Annotated in this window: 21 protein-coding genes; 11 read left to right on the top strand and 10 right to left on the bottom strand. The window is 57.5% G+C overall.

Going from position 1 to position 16048, the window contains the following annotated elements; all coding sequences use genetic code 11:
- The 4 genes from PEH01S_RS06010 to PEH01S_RS06025 form a co-directional block, all read right to left on the bottom strand.
- On the bottom strand, positions 1 to 915 hold a 915-nt coding region (locus PEH01S_RS06010; protein WP_164827697.1), incomplete at its 3' end, for an ABC transporter permease.
- Positions 916 to 919: 4 nt separating this feature from the next.
- On the bottom strand, positions 920 to 1996 hold the full coding sequence (locus PEH01S_RS06015; protein ID WP_127484257.1) for an ABC transporter permease: 1077 nt from the start codon (positions 1994 to 1996) through the stop codon (positions 920 to 922).
- Entirely contained in the window at positions 1989 to 3548 is a 1560-nt protein-coding gene (locus PEH01S_RS06020; RefSeq protein ID WP_127484258.1) for an ABC transporter ATP-binding protein, read from the bottom strand. The genes PEH01S_RS06015 and PEH01S_RS06020 overlap by 8 nt, the downstream gene beginning before the upstream one ends.
- Positions 3545 to 4597 carry a BMP family lipoprotein gene (locus tag PEH01S_RS06025; RefSeq protein ID WP_025845369.1) on the bottom strand — a complete coding sequence of 351 codons (1053 nt, stop codon included), beginning with the start codon at positions 4595 to 4597 and terminating at the stop codon, positions 3545 to 3547. Before PEH01S_RS06025 ends, PEH01S_RS06020 begins: the two co-directional genes overlap by 4 nt.
- 252 nt (positions 4598 to 4849) lie before the next feature.
- On the opposite strand from PEH01S_RS06025, the gene PEH01S_RS06030 reads away from it, so the two are divergent.
- Positions 4850 to 5518 carry a hypothetical protein gene (locus tag PEH01S_RS06030; RefSeq protein WP_127484259.1) on the top strand — a complete coding sequence of 223 codons (669 nt, stop codon included), beginning with the start codon at positions 4850 to 4852 and terminating at the stop codon, positions 5516 to 5518.
- 66 nt (positions 5519 to 5584) lie between these two features.
- Here PEH01S_RS06030 and PEH01S_RS06035 read toward each other — a convergent pair whose 3' ends face one another.
- On the bottom strand, positions 5585 to 6484 hold the full coding sequence (locus tag PEH01S_RS06035) for a LysR family transcriptional regulator (protein WP_127484260.1): 900 nt from the start codon (positions 6482 to 6484) through the stop codon (positions 5585 to 5587).
- A 115-nt stretch (positions 6485 to 6599) separates the two neighbouring features.
- Here PEH01S_RS06035 and PEH01S_RS06040 point away from each other — a divergent pair, with 115 nt between their 5' ends.
- Together PEH01S_RS06040 and PEH01S_RS06045 are read left to right on the top strand one after the other, a co-directional pair.
- A complete protein-coding gene (locus PEH01S_RS06040) occupies positions 6600 to 7319 on the top strand; it encodes an ankyrin repeat domain-containing protein (RefSeq protein WP_407669421.1) in 720 nt (239 codons plus the stop codon).
- A 31-nt stretch (positions 7320 to 7350) separates the two neighbouring features.
- Complete coding sequence (locus PEH01S_RS06045) at positions 7351 to 8670, top strand: purine/pyrimidine permease (protein ID WP_127484261.1); 1320 nt, start codon at positions 7351 to 7353, stop codon at positions 8668 to 8670.
- 264 nt (positions 8671 to 8934) lie between these two features.
- Here PEH01S_RS06045 and PEH01S_RS06050 read toward each other — a convergent pair whose 3' ends face one another.
- Entirely contained in the window at positions 8935 to 9453 is a 519-nt protein-coding gene (locus PEH01S_RS06050; protein ID WP_127484262.1) for a Dps family protein, read from the bottom strand.
- A gap of 180 nt (positions 9454 to 9633) precedes the next feature.
- Here PEH01S_RS06050 and PEH01S_RS06055 point away from each other — a divergent pair, with 180 nt between their 5' ends.
- The 4 genes from PEH01S_RS06055 to PEH01S_RS06070 all read left to right on the top strand — a co-directional run bounded on the left by PEH01S_RS06055 (position 9634) and on the right by PEH01S_RS06070 (position 11876).
- Complete coding sequence (locus PEH01S_RS06055; protein ID WP_025845360.1) at positions 9634 to 10116, top strand: DUF948 domain-containing protein; 483 nt, start codon at positions 9634 to 9636, stop codon at positions 10114 to 10116.
- A gap of 144 nt (positions 10117 to 10260) precedes the next feature.
- Entirely contained in the window at positions 10261 to 10614 is a 354-nt protein-coding gene (locus tag PEH01S_RS06060) for an STAS domain-containing protein (RefSeq protein ID WP_127484407.1), read from the top strand.
- Positions 10615 to 10641: 27 nt separating this feature from the next.
- On the top strand, positions 10642 to 11091 hold the full coding sequence (gene rsbW / locus PEH01S_RS06065) for an anti-sigma B factor RsbW (protein WP_025845357.1): 450 nt from the start codon (positions 10642 to 10644) through the stop codon (positions 11089 to 11091).
- Complete coding sequence (locus tag PEH01S_RS06070; RefSeq protein ID WP_025845355.1) at positions 11088 to 11876, top strand: sigma-70 family RNA polymerase sigma factor; 789 nt, start codon at positions 11088 to 11090, stop codon at positions 11874 to 11876. The genes rsbW and PEH01S_RS06070 overlap by 4 nt, the downstream gene beginning before the upstream one ends.
- Positions 11877 to 11891: 15 nt before the next feature.
- Here the strand turns inward: PEH01S_RS06070 and PEH01S_RS06075 are convergent, their stop codons facing one another.
- Positions 11892 to 12500, bottom strand: a complete 609-nt coding sequence (locus PEH01S_RS06075; RefSeq protein WP_025845352.1) for a pyridoxamine 5'-phosphate oxidase family protein — start codon at positions 12498 to 12500, stop codon at positions 11892 to 11894.
- A gap of 235 nt (positions 12501 to 12735) precedes the next feature.
- Here PEH01S_RS06075 and PEH01S_RS06080 point away from each other — a divergent pair, with 235 nt between their 5' ends.
- Positions 12736 to 13053 carry a hypothetical protein gene (locus tag PEH01S_RS06080; RefSeq protein WP_025845350.1) on the top strand — a complete coding sequence of 106 codons (318 nt, stop codon included), beginning with the start codon at positions 12736 to 12738 and terminating at the stop codon, positions 13051 to 13053.
- Positions 13054 to 13083: 30 nt separating this feature from the next.
- Here the strand turns inward: PEH01S_RS06080 and PEH01S_RS06085 are convergent, their stop codons facing one another.
- Positions 13084 to 13416, bottom strand: a complete 333-nt coding sequence (locus PEH01S_RS06085; RefSeq protein WP_127484263.1) for a CPBP family intramembrane glutamic endopeptidase — start codon at positions 13414 to 13416, stop codon at positions 13084 to 13086.
- 64 nt (positions 13417 to 13480) lie between these two features.
- Between PEH01S_RS06085 and PEH01S_RS34475 the strand changes: the two genes are divergently transcribed.
- The 3 genes from PEH01S_RS34475 (at position 13481) to PEH01S_RS06100 (ending at position 15104) form a co-directional block, all read left to right on the top strand.
- Positions 13481 to 13741 (top strand): hypothetical protein, encoded by a 261-nt coding sequence (locus PEH01S_RS34475; RefSeq protein WP_164827700.1) that lies wholly within the window; start codon positions 13481 to 13483, stop codon positions 13739 to 13741.
- A 219-nt stretch (positions 13742 to 13960) separates the two neighbouring features.
- Positions 13961 to 14572, top strand: coding sequence for a helix-turn-helix domain-containing protein (locus PEH01S_RS06095; RefSeq protein ID WP_127484264.1), 612 nt, complete (start codon positions 13961 to 13963; stop codon positions 14570 to 14572).
- A 1-nt stretch (position 14573) separates the two neighbouring features.
- Positions 14574 to 15104 (top strand): cysteine hydrolase family protein, encoded by a 531-nt coding sequence (locus tag PEH01S_RS06100; RefSeq protein ID WP_127484265.1) that lies wholly within the window; start codon positions 14574 to 14576, stop codon positions 15102 to 15104.
- Positions 15105 to 15200: 96 nt separating this feature from the next.
- Here the strand turns inward: PEH01S_RS06100 and PEH01S_RS06105 are convergent, their stop codons facing one another.
- Both PEH01S_RS06105 and PEH01S_RS06110 read right to left on the bottom strand, forming a co-directional pair.
- Entirely contained in the window at positions 15201 to 15641 is a 441-nt protein-coding gene (locus PEH01S_RS06105; RefSeq protein ID WP_127484266.1) for a YtxH domain-containing protein, read from the bottom strand.
- A gap of 59 nt (positions 15642 to 15700) precedes the next feature.
- Complete coding sequence (locus PEH01S_RS06110) at positions 15701 to 15961, bottom strand: GlsB/YeaQ/YmgE family stress response membrane protein (RefSeq protein ID WP_025845343.1); 261 nt, start codon at positions 15959 to 15961, stop codon at positions 15701 to 15703.
- Between the last annotated feature and the right edge of the window lie 87 nt (positions 15962 to 16048).

Genomic DNA, 16048 nt, shown 5'->3' on the forward strand with positions numbered 1-16048 from the left:
GGCTCGGCCGACGGCGCCCGCCAGCACCAGAATCGTAAGAATATAGGGAAGCATGTAGATAAACTCCATCGGAATCGCTTGGGAGACCGGGAACAGCTGCACGAAGTTTCTGATCGCCTGCGCGAAACCGAAGAAGATCGCCGCACCCAAAGCGCCGAACGGATGCCACTTGCCGAAAATCATCGCGGCCAGCGCAATGAAGCCCTGCCCCGAAATGGTATTGTGCGAGAAGCTGCTCGTCGTCGTAAGCGTGATCGTCGCGCCGCCGAGCCCGCCCAGCGCGCCGCTCAGCAGCACCCCGATATAGCGCATGCGGGTGACATTTACACCCAGCGTGTCCGCGGCTCCCGGATGCTCGCCGACCGCGCGCAGACGCAGGCCGAACGGGGTTTTGAACAGCACGTACCAGCCCAGAGCGACCGTGACCAGCGCCAAATACGTCGTCGGGTATGCGGTGAATACGCCGTAGCCCAGCAGCGGGACGGAAGCCAGTCCGGGAATGGCGACATTGTGAAACACGGCGTTCAGCGTTTCCGTTTGTCCGGAGCCTTCGAACAAAATTTTGACGAGATAAACGGTAAATCCGGCCGCGAGAAAGTTAATGACGACGCCGCTGACGACTTGATCGGCCTTGAAGGTGATCGAGGCGGCTGCATGAATAAGCGAGACCAGCATGCCGGTCAGGATGGCCGCCAAGAGGCCGAGCCAAGGCGCGCCTCCTGCGAAGCCGGCTTGCTCGGCGTACCAGGCTGCGACTGCGGAGGCGAACGCGCCGGAGATCATCAGCCCCTCCAGGCCGATGTTGACGACGCCGGAGCGCTCGGAGAAGATGCCGCCCATGGCCGTAAAAATAAGCGCGGTCGAGAAGACGAGCGTCGTATGAATCAGCTCGCCGAGAATGCGAAACGCGTCCATCCGCTTAGGCCACCTCCCCCGGCTTGCGCCCGGCCCGCAGCGGCTTCAGAAGCCAGCGGATGATTCCGTGCGAGGCCACGAAGAAGATGACGGTGCCGATGATCACGCGGATAATTTCCGGCGGCACATCCGCGCCGAAGCTCATTCCGGCCGAGCCGTATGTCAGCGTGCCGAATAAGACGGCGGCCAGCACGACGCCGAGCGGATGGTTGCCGCCGAGCAGCGCGACGGCGATGCCGTCGAAGCCGTAGCCGGGCGATGCGGCGCTGATCACTTGGTAGTGGAAGACGCCGAGCACCTCGAATACCCCGGCAAGTCCGGCGAAGACGCCGCCGATAAACATCGCGCGCACGATGCCCGCATTCACGTTCATTCCGGCGTACTCCGCCGCAGACGGGCTGTGTCCGACCGCGCGGAGCTCGTAGCCTTGGCGTGTCTTCCACAGGAGGACATAGAACGCAACGGCGGCGAGCAGGGCAATCGGGATGCCGAGATGCAGCCGGGCGTTGCCGAATAAGGCGCTGAGCGCGTTCAGACTGATCGAGGCGGTATCCTGGATCAGATAGGACCGCTGCTGGCCGGGCTGGAGCAGGTAGCGGCTGACGATGTAGTTGCCGAGATACAGCGCGATCCAGTTCAGCATGATCGTCGTGATCACCTCATTGACGCCGCGCCGCGCTTTCAAGTACCCGGCGATGGCTCCCCACAATCCCCCGAGCACCGCCCCCGTTACGATGGCGAGCGGCGCATGGAGCCAGAACGGCAGGGTCAGCTTAACGCCGATCCAGGTGGCGCCGGTCATGCCCAGAATGAACTGTCCTTCGCCGCCGATATTGAACAGCCCCGTCCGGAACGCGAAGGCGACCGACAGCCCGGTCAGCAGGAGAGGGGTAATCTCGCGGACAGTCTCCCCGATACTGTACGGATCGCCGACGACCTTCTCGAACAGCGAAGCGTAGGCGGTGAGCGGGTTATAGCCGCCGGCCAGCATGATGAGAGCGCCGACCAGCAGCCCGAGCACGATGGCGACCAGCGGCACGAGCGCCGAATCCTTGGTCATGACACGAATGGCTTTAGCCATGCTTTTCACCTCCGGAGGTAGAAGGAGCCGCCGCTTCGGCTGCTCGCCCGGAGCCGGACATCATCAGCCCGAGCTCGCGGTCGGACGTGTGAGCCGGATCGGTTTCCCCGACGATGCGGCCTTCATAGATGACGGCGATGCGGTCGGACAGCTTCAGAATCTCGTCCAGCTCCAGCGAGAGGAGCAGCACGGCTTTGCCTTTGTCCCGCTGCTCCAGCAGCCGTTTATGGATGAACTCGATCGCCCCGACATCGAGCCCGCGCGTCGGCTGCGCCGCGATCAGCAGATCCGGGTTCAGATCGATCTCCCGCGCGATGATCGCCTTCTGCTGGTTGCCGCCCGACAGCGCCCGCGCCGGGGTCCGGAGGCCCGGCGTCCGCACGTCGAATTCGGTGATCAGCCGCTGCGCCTGCCGGTCAATCGCGGCGTAGTCGAGAAAGCCTCCGCGGTTGTAGGCGGAGGTGTAGTATGTCTTGAGCACCATGTTCTCGCTCATCGAGAAATCTAGCACGAGCCCGCGCTTATGCCGGTCCTCGGGAATGTGCCCGAGCCCCGCCTCCGCCATGTTGCGGGGCGAACGGTTCGCGATCTCCCGGCCGCCCAGCGCGATGCGGCCGCCGTCGATCCCGCGCAGCCCGGCCAGCGCTTCGATCAGCTCGCTCTGGCCGTTGCCGTCGACGCCGGCGATGCCGAGAATTTCTCCGGCGCGCACCTCGAAGGTGACGCCGCTAAGCACGGGCAGGCCGCCGGGTCCCCGCGCGGTCACGTTCTCCACGGTCAGAACCGGCGCGCCGACGGCGGCAGGCTTCTTATCGAGCCGGAACGAGACTTCCCGGCCGACCATTTTGGCCGCAAGCTCGTCCGGGTTCGTGTCCTTGACGGCGAGCGTGTCGATGACCTTGCCGCGGCGGATGACGGTGACGCGGTCCGCAATCGCCATAATTTCCTTCAGCTTGTGCGTAATCAGGATGATCGACTTGCCCTCGGCCACCAGCTTGCGCATGATGTCCATCAGCTCGTGAATTTCCTGCGGCGTCAGCACCGCTGTCGGCTCGTCGAAGATGAGGATGTCCGCCCCCCGGTACAGCGTCTTCATGATTTCGACCCGCTGCTGCATGCCGACGGAAATGTCTCTCACCCGCGCACGCGGATCGACGCGCAGTCCGTATCGGGCGGACAGCTCGGATACATGACGGACCGCTTTCCCGTAATCGACCTGAAGCCCCCGCCTCGTCTCCTGCCCAAGGATAATATTTTCCGTCACCGTGAACGGCTCCACGAGCTTAAAATGCTGGTGCACCATGCCAAGACCGAGCTGAATGGCCGTTTTCGGATTGACGATCGCCACCGGCTCGCCGTTGATGAGGATTTCGCCTTCGTCCGGCTGGTAGAGCCCGAACAAAATGTTCATCAGCGTCGATTTGCCTGCGCCGTTCTCGCCAAGCAGGGCGAGAATCTCGCCCTGACGGAGCGTCAGGCTGATGCCGTCGTTGGCGACAATGCCCGGAAACCGCTTGGTGATGCCGCGCATTTCCACTTTCACGCCGCTCATTTTTCGGGAACCTTGATTTCGCCTTGAATGATTCTCTGCTTATATTCCTCCACCTTCTTGAGCACGTCCTCCGGCACGTTCTTCTTCGAGGTGTCCGGCAAGCCGACGCCGTCGTCCTTCAGGCCGAGCACGACCGTTTTGCCGCCCTCGTATTTGCCGGCGATCAGATCGTTTGAGATGCGGTAGACCGCTTGGTCGACGCGTTTGATCATGGAGGTCAACGTCACGTCGTCGCCGAACAGCTTCGACTGGTCCTGATCCACGCCGATGACCCACACTTTCTTGCCGGCCTTCAGCCGGTCCTTCGCTTCGTTGAACACGCCGTTCCCCGTTGCGCCCGACGCATGGAAAATAATATCCGCTCCGCTGTTATAGATCGTGGCAGCCGCCGCTTTGCCGAGGTCGGGCTTGTCGAACGCGCCGGTATAGTTGATCGTCAGCTTGGCGTTCGGATTGACCGCGGCCACGCCCGCCTTGAAGCCAGCTTCGAAGCGCTTGATCACCGGGATATCCATGCCGCCGACAAAGCCGATCTGATTCGTCTTCGTCATCAGGCCGGCCACGACGCCGACCAGATAAGAGCCTTCATTCTCCGCGAACGTCACGGATTCCACGTTCGGCGCGTCGACGACATTGTCGATAATCGCGAGCTTCGCGTCCGGATGCTGCGTCGCTACCGTCTTCATCGCATCGCCGATGATGAAGCCGATGCCCCACGTCAGGTTGAAATTGCCCTTGACCATCTGGTTCAGGTTCGGGATGTATTCCGAATCGCTCTTGCTCTGCAAATATTTCACCTGCGCCCCGGTATCCTTCGCAAGCCGCTGAAGCCCTTCCCAGGCGCTTTGGTTAAAGGAGTTGTCGTTGACGCCGCCAACATCCGTAACCATTCCGATATTGAACCTGGCGCCCGCCTGATTGCCTCCGCCCGCCGCGGGTGCGCCGCCGGCTCCCGCATTGTCTTGGGGCGCGGGCTTCTGGCCGCACCCGCCGAATGTCAGCCCGGCCGCCAGCACGCCGATCATGCCAAGGGATATCCATCGTTTCATCGTTCATCCGTCCTTCCGTAATGGAATGCCAAAGTAGCTTAGCTCGGGGTATAGTATTCTCCAAGCTTTGCTTCCTTATGTCATTGCTGGAAAACGGACGGGAAAACGGCGCTTATGGCTAACGGACGCCGCGCCAATTTCGTGTTGTACAGGCAGATACCGTTTCTATGAAAAGCATCGATCCATAGAATATAGAAATTGCTATAGCAAGCTTCTATAGCAAATAAATGGGTGAAAAGGAGGGGACTTCGAATGGCATTCAAAAGATCAGGGAGTAGGCTTGTCCAAAGGAAGACGGTCTGTAAAAAGGTTGTCCGTAAAAAGATTGTGTTAAAAAAAATCATAAGCAAAAAAATCGTATGCCAAAAACAGATAACGAAAAAACAGATAACCAAAAAACAGCCATGCCAAAAACCGATATGTAAAAAGCAGATAGGCAAAAAAACTCCCGACAAAAAGAGGGTATGCGAACGGCCGGCCCCTAAGAAGCCTATCCGCAAAAAGCATCCCAAACATCGTTCCGCGTTCAAAGCCATCGCCGGCTTCAACCAAAGGCTTTATCCGGATGAGCTCACCAAAGTTTGGTTTCAAGTCGAAGAGTTCGATCTCAACAACGAGTATCATCCGGCCGCATCTATCTTTTGTCCAAAATGCACTGGCGTATACTCTCTTACGGCAAGCGTTTCTTTTCAAACGGTCGATTTCACACCGGTTACCGCGCATTTGCAGATAAGAATCAACGGCGTGCCCAAAATGTCAGACCAGGAAAATGTGAGTTCCCGCCGTGGCATTATCGATGCCTCGGGTATTATCCAATTAAAAGCCGGCGATAAAGTGGAGGTATTTGTTAAGATTTACGGAGAAAGAGCAGAGATTCTAGGCGGGTTGGCCACCCGTTTTGAAGGGGCCCGAATAAATTAATCCATAAAAACATTTGTCCCAGGCAAGCCCTCTTACCACGATAAGAAGGCTTGTTTTCGTTTCGTTTTAACCGTTAGTCCTTGCCGAAAAAGGAGCTTCGCCCGTCAGCCCGATGAAGTTCTGCGCCGCCTTGGACAAGTAATGGTCCTTGAGCCAAATCAGAACGGACGACGAGGCGATATGCGTCCCCGCCAGCTCGTACACCTGCACGTCGAAGCCGCGGTGCAGCCGGAGCACCGATTCCGGCACCAGCGTGGCGGCGAAATCGGAGGAGACCAGCTCCAGCAGCATCGCGATGTCGGAGCATTCGGACAATACGTTCGGCTTCATCCCGTGCCGGGCGAACTCCTCCACGATCATCTGATACACGCCGAGTCCTTCCGTGCTTGGGAGGATCAACGGCTCCTGCCCGATCCGGTCGAACGAAACCGCATTTCCGTCCAAGGGGCTGCGTCGCCCGGAAGTGACATAATAAAATCGCTCCTCCCGCAAATGCCGGATCGAGAAATCGCCGAGGTCCAACGGAAACCGGACAATCGCCAGCTCGATCGCGCGTTCCTTGACCAGCTTGCAGAGCTGGGCGGATTCGTTCTGTTGAATTTTGTACGTAATCGCCGGAAACTTCTCGCGAAACTTCCGCAGCAGCTCCGGCAGCCTTCCGTCCGATAACGTGTTAACCCCGATGCTCAGCTTGCCGGTCAGTCCGCTTCCGGCTTCTTTGACTTCGATCTGCGATTCCTCGAACAGCTTCGTAATGTGCAAGGCATGCTTGTACAGCAGACGCCCCGCTTCCGTAAGCTCAAGCTGCCGTCCCTGCCGCTCCAGCAGCGTTACGCCGAGCTCCCGTTCCATCAGATGAAGCTGCTGGCTGAGCGGCGGTTGGGCCATGTGCAGCCTTTTGGCCGCCGCCGTTATTTGCCGTTCCTCGGCAATCGCAATGAAATAGCGCAGCTGCCTGATGTCCATCCGGAACCACCTGCCTAACTATATGATGATCATATGGAAAATCAATAATATAAATATTTTTCGTATAGGTAAAGCTCATGTTAGCATAAGAAGGCAGAGAAGCAAAGCAGGAGGCATGAGTGAACCGATGCGATGGATGTATTGGATATTACCCGTTATGCTGCTGACCGGCTGCCAGGAATCTGCGAAAGCGCCTGCAACCGGAATCGTTCAAGCCGAATCGAAAGGGGATGGGAAGCAGATGAATGAAGCGCTGATTGCCGCCGCGGAGCGGGGAGATACGGCTGAGCTCCGGAGGCTGCTCAAGGCGGGCGCCGATAAAAACACGAAGGACCCGCAGGGCCGCACGCCGATGATGGCGGCGACTTATGCGAACAAGCCGGAGGCGGTGAAGCTGCTGCTCGAAGCGGGAGCGGACGTCAACGAACGCGACAACCGGCTGAACAACCCGTTCCTGTATGCCGGTGCCGAAGGCTTGCTCGACATTTTGAAGCTGACGATCGAGGCGGGCGCCGATCCGAAGCTGACGAACCGTTACGGCGGCACCGCGCTCATTCCCGCCGCCGAACGCGCGCACTTGGATGTGATCCGGGAGCTCCTGACGCGGACCAAAGTCGATGTCAATCACGTGAACAACTTGGGCTGGACGGCGTTAATGGAAGCGGTCGTGCTCGGCAGCGGAGGCGAGAAGCATCAGCAAGCCGTCCGGCTGCTGGTGGAGCATGGGGCGGATGTGAATATCCCGGATAAGGACGGCGTGACAGCGCTTGCGCATGCGAAGCAGCGCGGGTTCGGCGAGATCGAGCAAATTTTACGGAAAGCGGGGGCGCGCTAGCCCCTTTCTTTTGCTTTTGGGAGGAAACCGCATGAAAAAGCTTGCCCTGGGCGGCAGCTTGAGCACCTTGCAGTGGTTTATGTTTCTGCTTGCGAATTCGATTGCTTTGCCGGTCGTCATCGGCGGCATGTTTCATTTGCCGCCGGAGGAGATTTCCTCGCTGATGCAGCGGACCTTTCTGGTCGTCGGCCTCAGCTCGTTTCTGCAAGGCTGGATCGGCCACCGGTACCCGATTGCCGACGGTCCCGCGGGCTCTTGGGTCAGCGTCTTCGTCATCATGGCGGACGTGGCCGTCAAGCAGGGCCGGAGCGCGCAGGACATGCTGCCGCTGCTTGAGGGAGGCGTCGTCATGGCCGCCCTGCTGCTGGTCGTTCTGGGCCTGACCGGATGGGTCCACAGGCTGCTGTTTTTGTTCACCCCGCTTGTCACGGGAACGTTCTTGTTCCTTCTGGCTGTGCAGCTTAGCGGCGTATTTATGAAGGGCATGCTCGGACTGCAGGGGATGGCCGTTCGTCCGGACCCGGCCACGGCGCTGTTGTCCATTGCGATCTTCGGCCTTGTGGTCCTGTTGTCCGTCAAAGGCCGGGGCTGGGTGAAGCAGTATGCCGTGATGATCGGCATCGTTACCGGCTGGGCCGGTTACGGCCTGCTCGGCCTCGGCGCCGGATCGCCGGCCGGCGCCGCTGCGCCGATTCAACTGCCGGAGCTCTTCGCTTGGGGAGCGCCGCAGTGGGATGCGGGAATTGCGCTGACCGCAGCGCTGTTCACGTTTATTTTGCTGTCCAACACGATCGCCGCCGTAACGGCGGTTCACGATGCGATGCCGGAGCCTGCCCGGGACCCGAAGCGGACGCTGAACCGCGGCGTCTTCGCGGGAGGGTTGTCCCATGGCATCGCAGCTCTCTTCTCGACGGTTGCCGTCGTTCCGCTGCCGGTGACGGCGGGCTTCATCCGCATGACGGAGCAGACCCGGCTGCGCCCGTTTCTCGCCGCGGCATTGCTGTTCGCGGGGATTTCTTTCGTCCCCGCCGCGGTGCGGGCCGTCGCTCTGCTTCCCGGGCCGATCGCAAGCGCCGCGCTGCTTGCTTCCTTCGTGCAAATGATCGTCATCGCCATGCAATCGATCTCGAAGGAAGCGCTGGACCTGCGGCGGCTGACGATCTTCGGCATCACGCTGGTGTGCAGCGCCGGACTCATGTCCTTGCCTGCCGAGGCTTTCCAGGGGCTGCCGCCGATGCTGGCGTACGTGCTCGGCAACACGCTGCTGTTCGGAACGATGCTGGTGACGCTGCTCGAGCAGCTGTGGAGACCGGCGGGAGCCAAGTGCAGCTCCCCCCGCGATAGTCTATAAAATCGCTCTGCACGTATACATGGTAAAAGCTCAAAGGAGCCGTTTTCCATGCAAACAAGCGATTTTCAGGAGATGCCGCAGGAGGAGCGGCGCGTTCGTCGAGGCCGAATGCAAGTACTAAACGATTGACGAGCTGGTAGCGCTGAGCCTGCATACCGGATTCTCGATCCAATTTCTCCAGCTCTACCAAGGGCATTTGCTGACAGGGCTTGTAAAATGAGCAAGGACGGAGGTCGCGCGCCGCGCATCTCCGTCCTTGCCGTTTTATTCGTTCAAATACGCGTTCAGCATCCAGACATGCTTTTCCAGACGCGTCTTCAGCTCCAGCAGCATATCGTGGGTGCCTTCGTCCCCCTCCTGCTCCGCAAGCTCCATCGCTTCGCCCGTTTCTTCGATCACCATCGTGAAGTCGTCGCGCAGGCACTGCACCATGTCGCCGGCCGAATCGAACGGCTCGTGCTCCTTGATCGTGGCTGCCGCGGCGATCTCTTTCGTCGTCGACACCGGCTGGCCTCCGACCGACAGCAGCCGCTCCGCGAGCTGATCCATCGTCAGAGCCGCTTCTTCGTACAGCTCCTCGAATTTCACGTGCAGCGCATAGAAATTCGGACCCTTCACATACCAATGATGCTGGTGAATTTTGATATGGAGCACGGCCCAGTTGGCGACCTGCCGATTGAGGAGGGCATGCAGCCCGTTTGTTTTTTTCGTATCCTTCGCGTTTTTGGCCGACTTGGCTTCTGCCGCTTTCGTTTCCTTTTCCTTCTCCATTACGTTAGCCATGATAGTACCTCCGTTTCGTCATGTGTTGTCCTGCCTGTGCCTTCTTACCCCGCCGCTGCGGCAGATGAAACATGGACAAGACCGGCTTCGAAGCGCCGGTTTCAAGCCGGACCGTGCCGGGTAAGAACATTCCAAGCTAGGCGCGAACCGCATTCATGAAAAGTGGAGGAGATGAACGATATGATTATTGAAATCAGTGTAGCCGTCATTGCGCTGGCCTTCGCGGCGTTGGTCGTCTTTTTGATCATGACTCTGCGTTCCTTGTCAACCGTGCTGACGCAGACCAACGAGACGATCCGGGAGCTGCAGCAGCAGGTGAACGGAATCAGCAAAGAAGCGACGGAGGTGCTGCGGCATACGAACGAAGTGACCGTCGATGTCCGCAACAAGCTGCACTCGATCGATTCGGTCGTCTACTCCGTCAAAAATATCGGCGATGCGGTACAGGAGATCACCTCTTCGATCAAGCAAGCCTCTGCCTCGGTAGCCGGGAGCATCCGTACCAAGGTGGTGAAGGAACGGCCGGCAGCCGCAGGCGGGCCCGGCAAGGATAAGGTCGCGACGGTCATGCAGGCGGTGCCCGTAGCGATCGAGCTATGGCAGGCGTTCCGCAGCCGCAAGCCGCAAGCGGGGCGGCGGCAGGCCTATCCGCAGCGGACCTGAACCGGGGCTCGGCCCCAGCCTCAGGAAATTTGGCCAGCTCTGTTTCAAGCGTCCGGCCCCGGGGTAAATAACATACAAATTCGAGAATGCAGCACGGCTCTTGGAGCAGACAAGCTGCGAACGGGGAGGAACCACGCGGGTATGATGAATAAACCACAATCGTTTCATGTCGACACGCAACGAACCGAACACGCCAATACCGTATATTTGCACGGCGAGCTCGATTTATCCAAAGTCTCGGATTTGCGCTGCGCGCTGGATACGTTCATCGTGGATACGAACCGCAAGCTCGTGCTGAACCTGAACGGTCTGCACTATATTGACAGCACCGGCATCGGTGTGATTGTATCGGTATTAAAAGCCCGGGACGTGCTGAAAGCGCCTTTCGAGGTGCAGGAGATTCCGCCGAAAATCAAGCGGCTGTTCGATCTGACGGGCATCACCCCGTTCCTGCAGCCGAGCGAGGCCGCCGGGAAGTCCCAAGCACGCGTTCATTAACGGATAGGAAAGGAAAGAAGAGACCGTATGAAACCCGAATCCCATGTTGTTAGTCTCACTGTGCCTGCGGAAGCGGAATTTATCGACCTGGTCCGCTTGACGCTTTACGGCATCAGCTCCAAGCTCGGCTTCTCTTACGAGGAAATCGAGGATATGAAGGTGGCCGTCGCCGAAGCGTGCAACAATGCGGTGGTTCATGCCTATGAACCGGGCAGTCCGGGTGTGATGGAGGTCCGCTTCGAGCGAATCGAGGACGGGCTCCGGATTGTGGTCAAGGATCAGGGGCCGAGCTTCGATTATGCGGAGAAGGCGCGGCGGGCCGGATCGCTGCACGATAAATCGCTGAATGACATCAATGTAGGAGGCCTCGGGATTTATTTGATGCAGGCGCTCATGGACGATGTCGAGGTCAAGACGGGCACCGGCACGGAGGTCATCCTGACCAAGCGGGTGTGCAGGAGCGAGGAAATGGTATGAAAATTAATTCGGAGCGATTTGCCAATGCGAGTGCCGAGGAGCTCATCGTAAGGTATCAAGAAACCGGCTGCAACGAAACGGCTACGGTTCTGCTGCAGGAGTACGAGCCTATGGTCAAGATGGCGGCCGGCAAAATGTCACGCAATCGCCCCGATTTGTTCGAAGACCTGTACCAAGTGGGGCAAATGTCGGTATTGAAGCTGCTGAAGCAGTTCGATCTGTCGATGGGCGTGCAGTTTGAAGCCTATATGATGAAAAGCGTCATCGGCCATATGAAAAATTATTTGCGCGACAAATCGTGGTATGTCCAGGTTCCGAGACGAATCAAGGAAAAAGGCAACCAGATTCAGCAGGTGGTGGACATGCTCACGGTCAAGCTGGAGCGCTCCCCCAATATCGATGAAATCGCCGCGGAGATGGAGCTGTCGGTCGAGGAAACGATTGAAATTCTTGCCGGACGCGATTATTATCACTATGTCTCGCTGGATACTCCGCTATCCACGGACGATAACGGATCGACGATCGGCGACGTGATCGGCAGCCCGAGCGACGCCTACCAGCGGGTGGAGAACCGCCTCGCCTTGCAAGAGGCGCTGGTTCATTTGAAGCCGGAGGAGCAGCAGGTGCTGCACCTCGCCTATGTGGAAGGCCAATCGCAGCGGACGATTGCGAACCAGCTCGGCGTATCGCAGATGAGCGTGTCGCGCATCCAGAAGCGGGCCCTCGACAAGCTGAAAAATTATTTTACCGAGCCGGGAGCCGGCGATATCGGTTTTGGTTCATAGACTCGCCCTTTGCAGCTAAGGGCGAGTTTTTTCGTTAGCGCTCCGTCCGTCCTCGAAGGGAGCGGATTCTGCGATCCGCCGGCCGAGCGGCGTCGGGATGCCGTCCATGCTCACGGCGTTTTTGCCGCGCCAGTACTCGTTCAACTCGTCGTCGCTTTTGGACGCCGCCCACCGCTGCAGCGTGTCGCGTTCCCGCTCATACGTATAGAAGGGAACGCTGAACCCGCAGGAGGTTTTCACGGCGTGAACGTCGACGCCGATGATTTGCCGGGCTCCGGGCAGAAGCTCGAAGCGGGGCGCCCACAATTCCCAGTCGGCGGTCCCGGGAAGGATGACGCGGCCCTTTCCGTACAGCCTCAAGATGAGGGGAGGCCCCTCGAACGCAACGAACATCAGCGTAATCCGGTTATTTTCCTCCAAGTGCGCGCTCGTTTCGTTCCCGCTGCCGGTCAAATCCAAATAGCCCACCTCGGTCGGCGAAACGATGCGAAATACATCGTGCCCCTTGGGCGAGAGATTCACATGGCCATCCGCCTGCAGCGGGGCAGACCCGACGAAGAAGATGCGCTGCTTGCGAATAAACGCCTCATGCTCGGGAAGCAGGGCCGGAAACAGTTTTCCCATACGGTTGAACCCCTTTCCTTTATTGCCAAGTCTTGTTGTGTAATAGTATGCGCGCTTAGGCCTTGTTTGGGAAATATGCATTACATATTCCGCTTATAGGGAATGCCTATCGTTCTTGGGACGCGGGCCGGGCAATAGCCGCGGCCGCTTGCGCACGGCCGTTTCAGGCGGACGGGCTGCGGGTAATAATGCTTAAGCAACACTTCCTATTCCCAGGATAAAGGCGGTGAAGGTCATGAAGGTCAAACACAGCATCAAATGTCACGGAAGCGAAGTGCTGGTTCGCGAGGAAGGCGGGAAGTACCATTTGTCCATTCAGGCTGCAGCTAATCCGCTGGGATCCGGCAACGTATTGGAAACGTTTTCAGATAAAGAAGAGGCGATTAGAGCAGCCGAGCAATTCTGCAAAATGCTGACGGCGGCCAAAGAGCACGGGTATTACTTGGACAACGGGCATTTTGTAAAGCCGGAGCGGGAGAGGATTCCGGTTGCCTTCTGTTTAAAGGAGCATCTTACGGAAGAATTATGGATCGCGCATCTGAACCGGGGCTGACGGCCCCGGTTTTGCTTTGCCGGCATTAGGCTAGCTTAGATAGAGGAAATAAACGCACATGATGCCCGCATCCGCGAAGCTGTGGCTCAGAACGGAGCCGGTCAGCGAGGCATGGCGGAGCCGCATCCACCCCCAGAAAAGCCCGGCCGCGAAGACGGGGAGCACCAGCACGATATTCCAAGGGCGCTCGAAGATCGGCATGATCGACAACACATGGTACAGGCTGTAGAACAAGGAGGTCAGAAAGACGGCCATGGCTGGACGAACCCTGGCGTCCGTCAGCTTCCGCAGCATATATCCTCTCCAGTACGCTTCCTCCAGCAGCGGGTTCAACACCAGCAGCACCAGCACCAGCCACATCATATGCTCCCCCGTAAAATGCCACTCCTGCTAGCTCTTTTAACCGTGGAATATTCAGAAGTAACGGGTGAAATTGGACGGCAGCGGTAACGATTGCCCCGAGAAACACCGCGCCCGAGCCGATGCCCAGAAGGATATCGCTCTTAGTCCGCGGCCGCTTCCGATCGGTCTGAAACCGGGAATCGGCGCAGGCTCCCGCTCGGCGGCGGAGAACGAAGCTTCCCAAGGGAACCAGCAGCAGCCAGCCGTAAAACAAAACGAACGTGAGAGGGACGCTGCGCATCCCCTGCAGTCCGGCCGCAATCATGATCGTCGGGCCAAGGAATAAAATTGCAAGCTTGAATCGGTCCATATCTGTCACCCTTCTGCTCCAGTTTCACCGTCCATCATAAACGGCGCAGCTTGTCCACGACGAGTACTAACTTAAGCTAGTACTCCTATAGGATGCCCCGTAAGGAGGATTAGGCTTTTCACGGCGGCACTCTACGGAGCGTTTATTGAGCAGGGCCTGCTTAACCGATATTCTAACTATGGGGGGGGGAAGCATGTGGATTGCAATAAAGTGGGAGGGCTCATTCTGAGTCTTCGTAAAGAGAAAAACATGACGCAGAAGGACCTGGCCGAGCTTATGAATATCAGCGACAAGACGATTTCGAAATGGGAACGCGGTTTAGGGTGTCCCGATGTGTCCTTGCTTGGCGAGCTATCCAAAATATTAGGAGTCCATATTGAGAAGCTTTTATCGGGGGAGTTAAATCCGAATGAACAGGACAGAGGGAATATGAATCAAATCAGATTTTACGCATGTCAAAGCTGCGGGAATGTTATGACCAGCACGGGGGCCACAAGCATTTCATGCTGCGGCCGACTTTTGAAGGAATTGCTTCCAAAGCCGGAGAACGAAGAACACAAAATCACCGTTGATGCGATTGAAGATGATTACTTTATTACCATTCCACATGAAATGAGCAGAGATCATTATATCTCGTTTGTTGCTTATATCTCTTATGACAGGCTGCTGTTCATGAAATTGTACCCGGAACAAAGCGCAGAATTACGTTTCCCCCAAATGCACGGCGGAACGCTATATACGTATTGCACCCGTCACGGATTATGGAAACATGAGAAATTGAGAAAGGGAACAAGGAGGGTTACCTGAAATGAAAAAAGCACTGCTTATTATCGACATGCAGGTTATGCCTTTTGTGTGGAAGGATTACGGCGGAAAAGCGATCTATCAAGAAGAACAACTGCTTGAAAATACAAAGCGCTTGATCGATAAAGCAAAGAAGGAAAATTCACCCGTTTTCTATATCATGTATACCGAGCCGGAGGGTTCTCTAAGGTCCGAGAATCAACCGCTATGGCAAGTACATCCACAGATCGCTCCCGCTGCACAAGATCATGTCATCATTAAACATCATGCGGACTCGTTTCTGGAGTCCGAGCTCCATGCGCAGCTGCGGGATCATGGTATCGGCACATTAGTGATGTGCGGCGTTCAAACCGAGTATTGCGTCGATACAACAGTGAAAAGCGCTTATTCGCGAGGTTATCAAGTAGAATTGGTAAAAGATTGCCATAGTACCTACGATTCCGATGAATTGACGGCAGAACAAATCATAAACCATCACAATTGTATTCTTACTCAATTAGCCGCAATTGTTCACTCAAGCGATGTCCGGTTTTAAAATCCGGCCAGGCGCAAAAAAACGAACAAACTGTCCCTTCTACAAGAGACAGTTTGTATCGCAGCAGTTTTTGAGCCCGCTTATTTAGGCAATGCGCTATTGCTTCGATGCCGTTGAAGCTGCCGCGCGGTCGGCCTGATCGATCGCTTTATGGGACGTGCTCTGAGCGTTATCGAGGGCGCGGTGGCCGGCGGATTGCGCTTTGTCCAGCTTCTCCTGCGTGGCCCCGGCCGCACGGTCAAGCGCTTGATGCGACGCCTCCGCAACGCGGTCGGTCATGTCGTGCGCTTTGTCCACCAGTTGGCTGCCCTGCTCCCGTACCGTTTCGACGGTTTCGGAAGCTTTTTCCTTGCAGGCAGCCATCAGCTCCTGGCCTTTGGTCTGCAAGGTCTGCATGGCGTCCATCAGGTCGCTGCGCAGCTCGCGTCCGGATTTCGGCGCCAGCAAGAGGGCGATCAGCGCCCCGGCGGCGCCACCGATCAACGTTCCGAGCAGCAGGTTGCTTTTGTTTTCATTGGCTGTATTTGCCGTAGTCATGCTTCATCGCTCCTTTGCATTCGTTATTGGAATTCGCTAGAGACGGTGCGACGAGAAGCTTACGCTGCGCGGTTGCCGAGGCCTTTGGCTACGAGACCGAGCAGGAAGACGAACAACGCGGCGCCGATAATCGCCGGTACGACCGCGAAGCCGCCGATGACGGGTCCCCAGGAACCGAGCAGCAGATAGCCGAGCCAAGCGCCTACGAACCCGGCGATCATGGAGCCGATCATGCCTCCCGGCATCGCTCCCGGCGCAATAGCGGAACCGATCGCTCCGATCACAACCGCCATAATTAAGGTAATCAGCAAGCTTATCATCTTCTTCACGCTCCTTTTGGAAGGTGGACTGACTGGCTTGCCTCTTTTTACCCGGGCACGGAAACGATGAAACAAACGGAGCGATAA

It is taken from the genome of Paenibacillus ehimensis NBRC 15659, from assembly GCF_004000785.1.
Taxonomy (GTDB): Bacteria; Bacillota; Bacilli; order Paenibacillales; family NBRC-103111; genus Paenibacillus_G; species Paenibacillus_G ehimensis.

Bases quoted from the DNA above. Each gene is read 5' to 3' on its own strand.
- PEH01S_RS06015 (WP_127484257.1), bottom strand. From the start codon at position 1,996: ATGGCTAAAGCCATTCGTGTCATGACCAAGGATTCGGCGCTCGTGCCG.
- PEH01S_RS06020 (WP_127484258.1), bottom strand. From the start codon at position 3,548: ATGAGCGGCGTGAAAGTGGAAATGCGCGGCATCACCAAGCGGTTTCCG.
- PEH01S_RS06025 (WP_025845369.1), bottom strand. From the start codon at position 4,597: ATGAAACGATGGATATCCCTTGGCATGATCGGCGTGCTGGCGGCCGGG.
- PEH01S_RS06030 (WP_127484259.1), top strand. From the start codon at position 4,850: ATGGCATTCAAAAGATCAGGGAGTAGGCTTGTCCAAAGGAAGACGGTC.
- PEH01S_RS06035 (WP_127484260.1), bottom strand. From the start codon at position 6,484: ATGGACATCAGGCAGCTGCGCTATTTCATTGCGATTGCCGAGGAACGG.
- PEH01S_RS06040 (WP_407669421.1), top strand. From the start codon at position 6,600: ATGAGTGAACCGATGCGATGGATGTATTGGATATTACCCGTTATGCTG.
- PEH01S_RS06045 (WP_127484261.1), top strand. From the start codon at position 7,351: ATGAAAAAGCTTGCCCTGGGCGGCAGCTTGAGCACCTTGCAGTGGTTT.
- PEH01S_RS06050 (WP_127484262.1), bottom strand. From the start codon at position 9,453: ATGGCTAACGTAATGGAGAAGGAAAAGGAAACGAAAGCGGCAGAAGCC.
- PEH01S_RS06055 (WP_025845360.1), top strand. From the start codon at position 9,634: ATGATTATTGAAATCAGTGTAGCCGTCATTGCGCTGGCCTTCGCGGCG.
- PEH01S_RS06060 (WP_127484407.1), top strand. From the start codon at position 10,261: ATGAATAAACCACAATCGTTTCATGTCGACACGCAACGAACCGAACAC.
- rsbW (WP_025845357.1), top strand. From the start codon at position 10,642: ATGAAACCCGAATCCCATGTTGTTAGTCTCACTGTGCCTGCGGAAGCG.
- PEH01S_RS06070 (WP_025845355.1), top strand. From the start codon at position 11,088: ATGAAAATTAATTCGGAGCGATTTGCCAATGCGAGTGCCGAGGAGCTC.
- PEH01S_RS06075 (WP_025845352.1), bottom strand. From the start codon at position 12,500: ATGGGAAAACTGTTTCCGGCCCTGCTTCCCGAGCATGAGGCGTTTATT.
- PEH01S_RS06080 (WP_025845350.1), top strand. From the start codon at position 12,736: ATGAAGGTCAAACACAGCATCAAATGTCACGGAAGCGAAGTGCTGGTT.
- PEH01S_RS06085 (WP_127484263.1), bottom strand. From the start codon at position 13,416: ATGATGTGGCTGGTGCTGGTGCTGCTGGTGTTGAACCCGCTGCTGGAG.
- PEH01S_RS06100 (WP_127484265.1), top strand. From the start codon at position 14,574: ATGAAAAAAGCACTGCTTATTATCGACATGCAGGTTATGCCTTTTGTG.
- PEH01S_RS06105 (WP_127484266.1), bottom strand. From the start codon at position 15,641: ATGACTACGGCAAATACAGCCAATGAAAACAAAAGCAACCTGCTGCTC.
- PEH01S_RS06110 (WP_025845343.1), bottom strand. From the start codon at position 15,961: ATGATAAGCTTGCTGATTACCTTAATTATGGCGGTTGTGATCGGAGCG.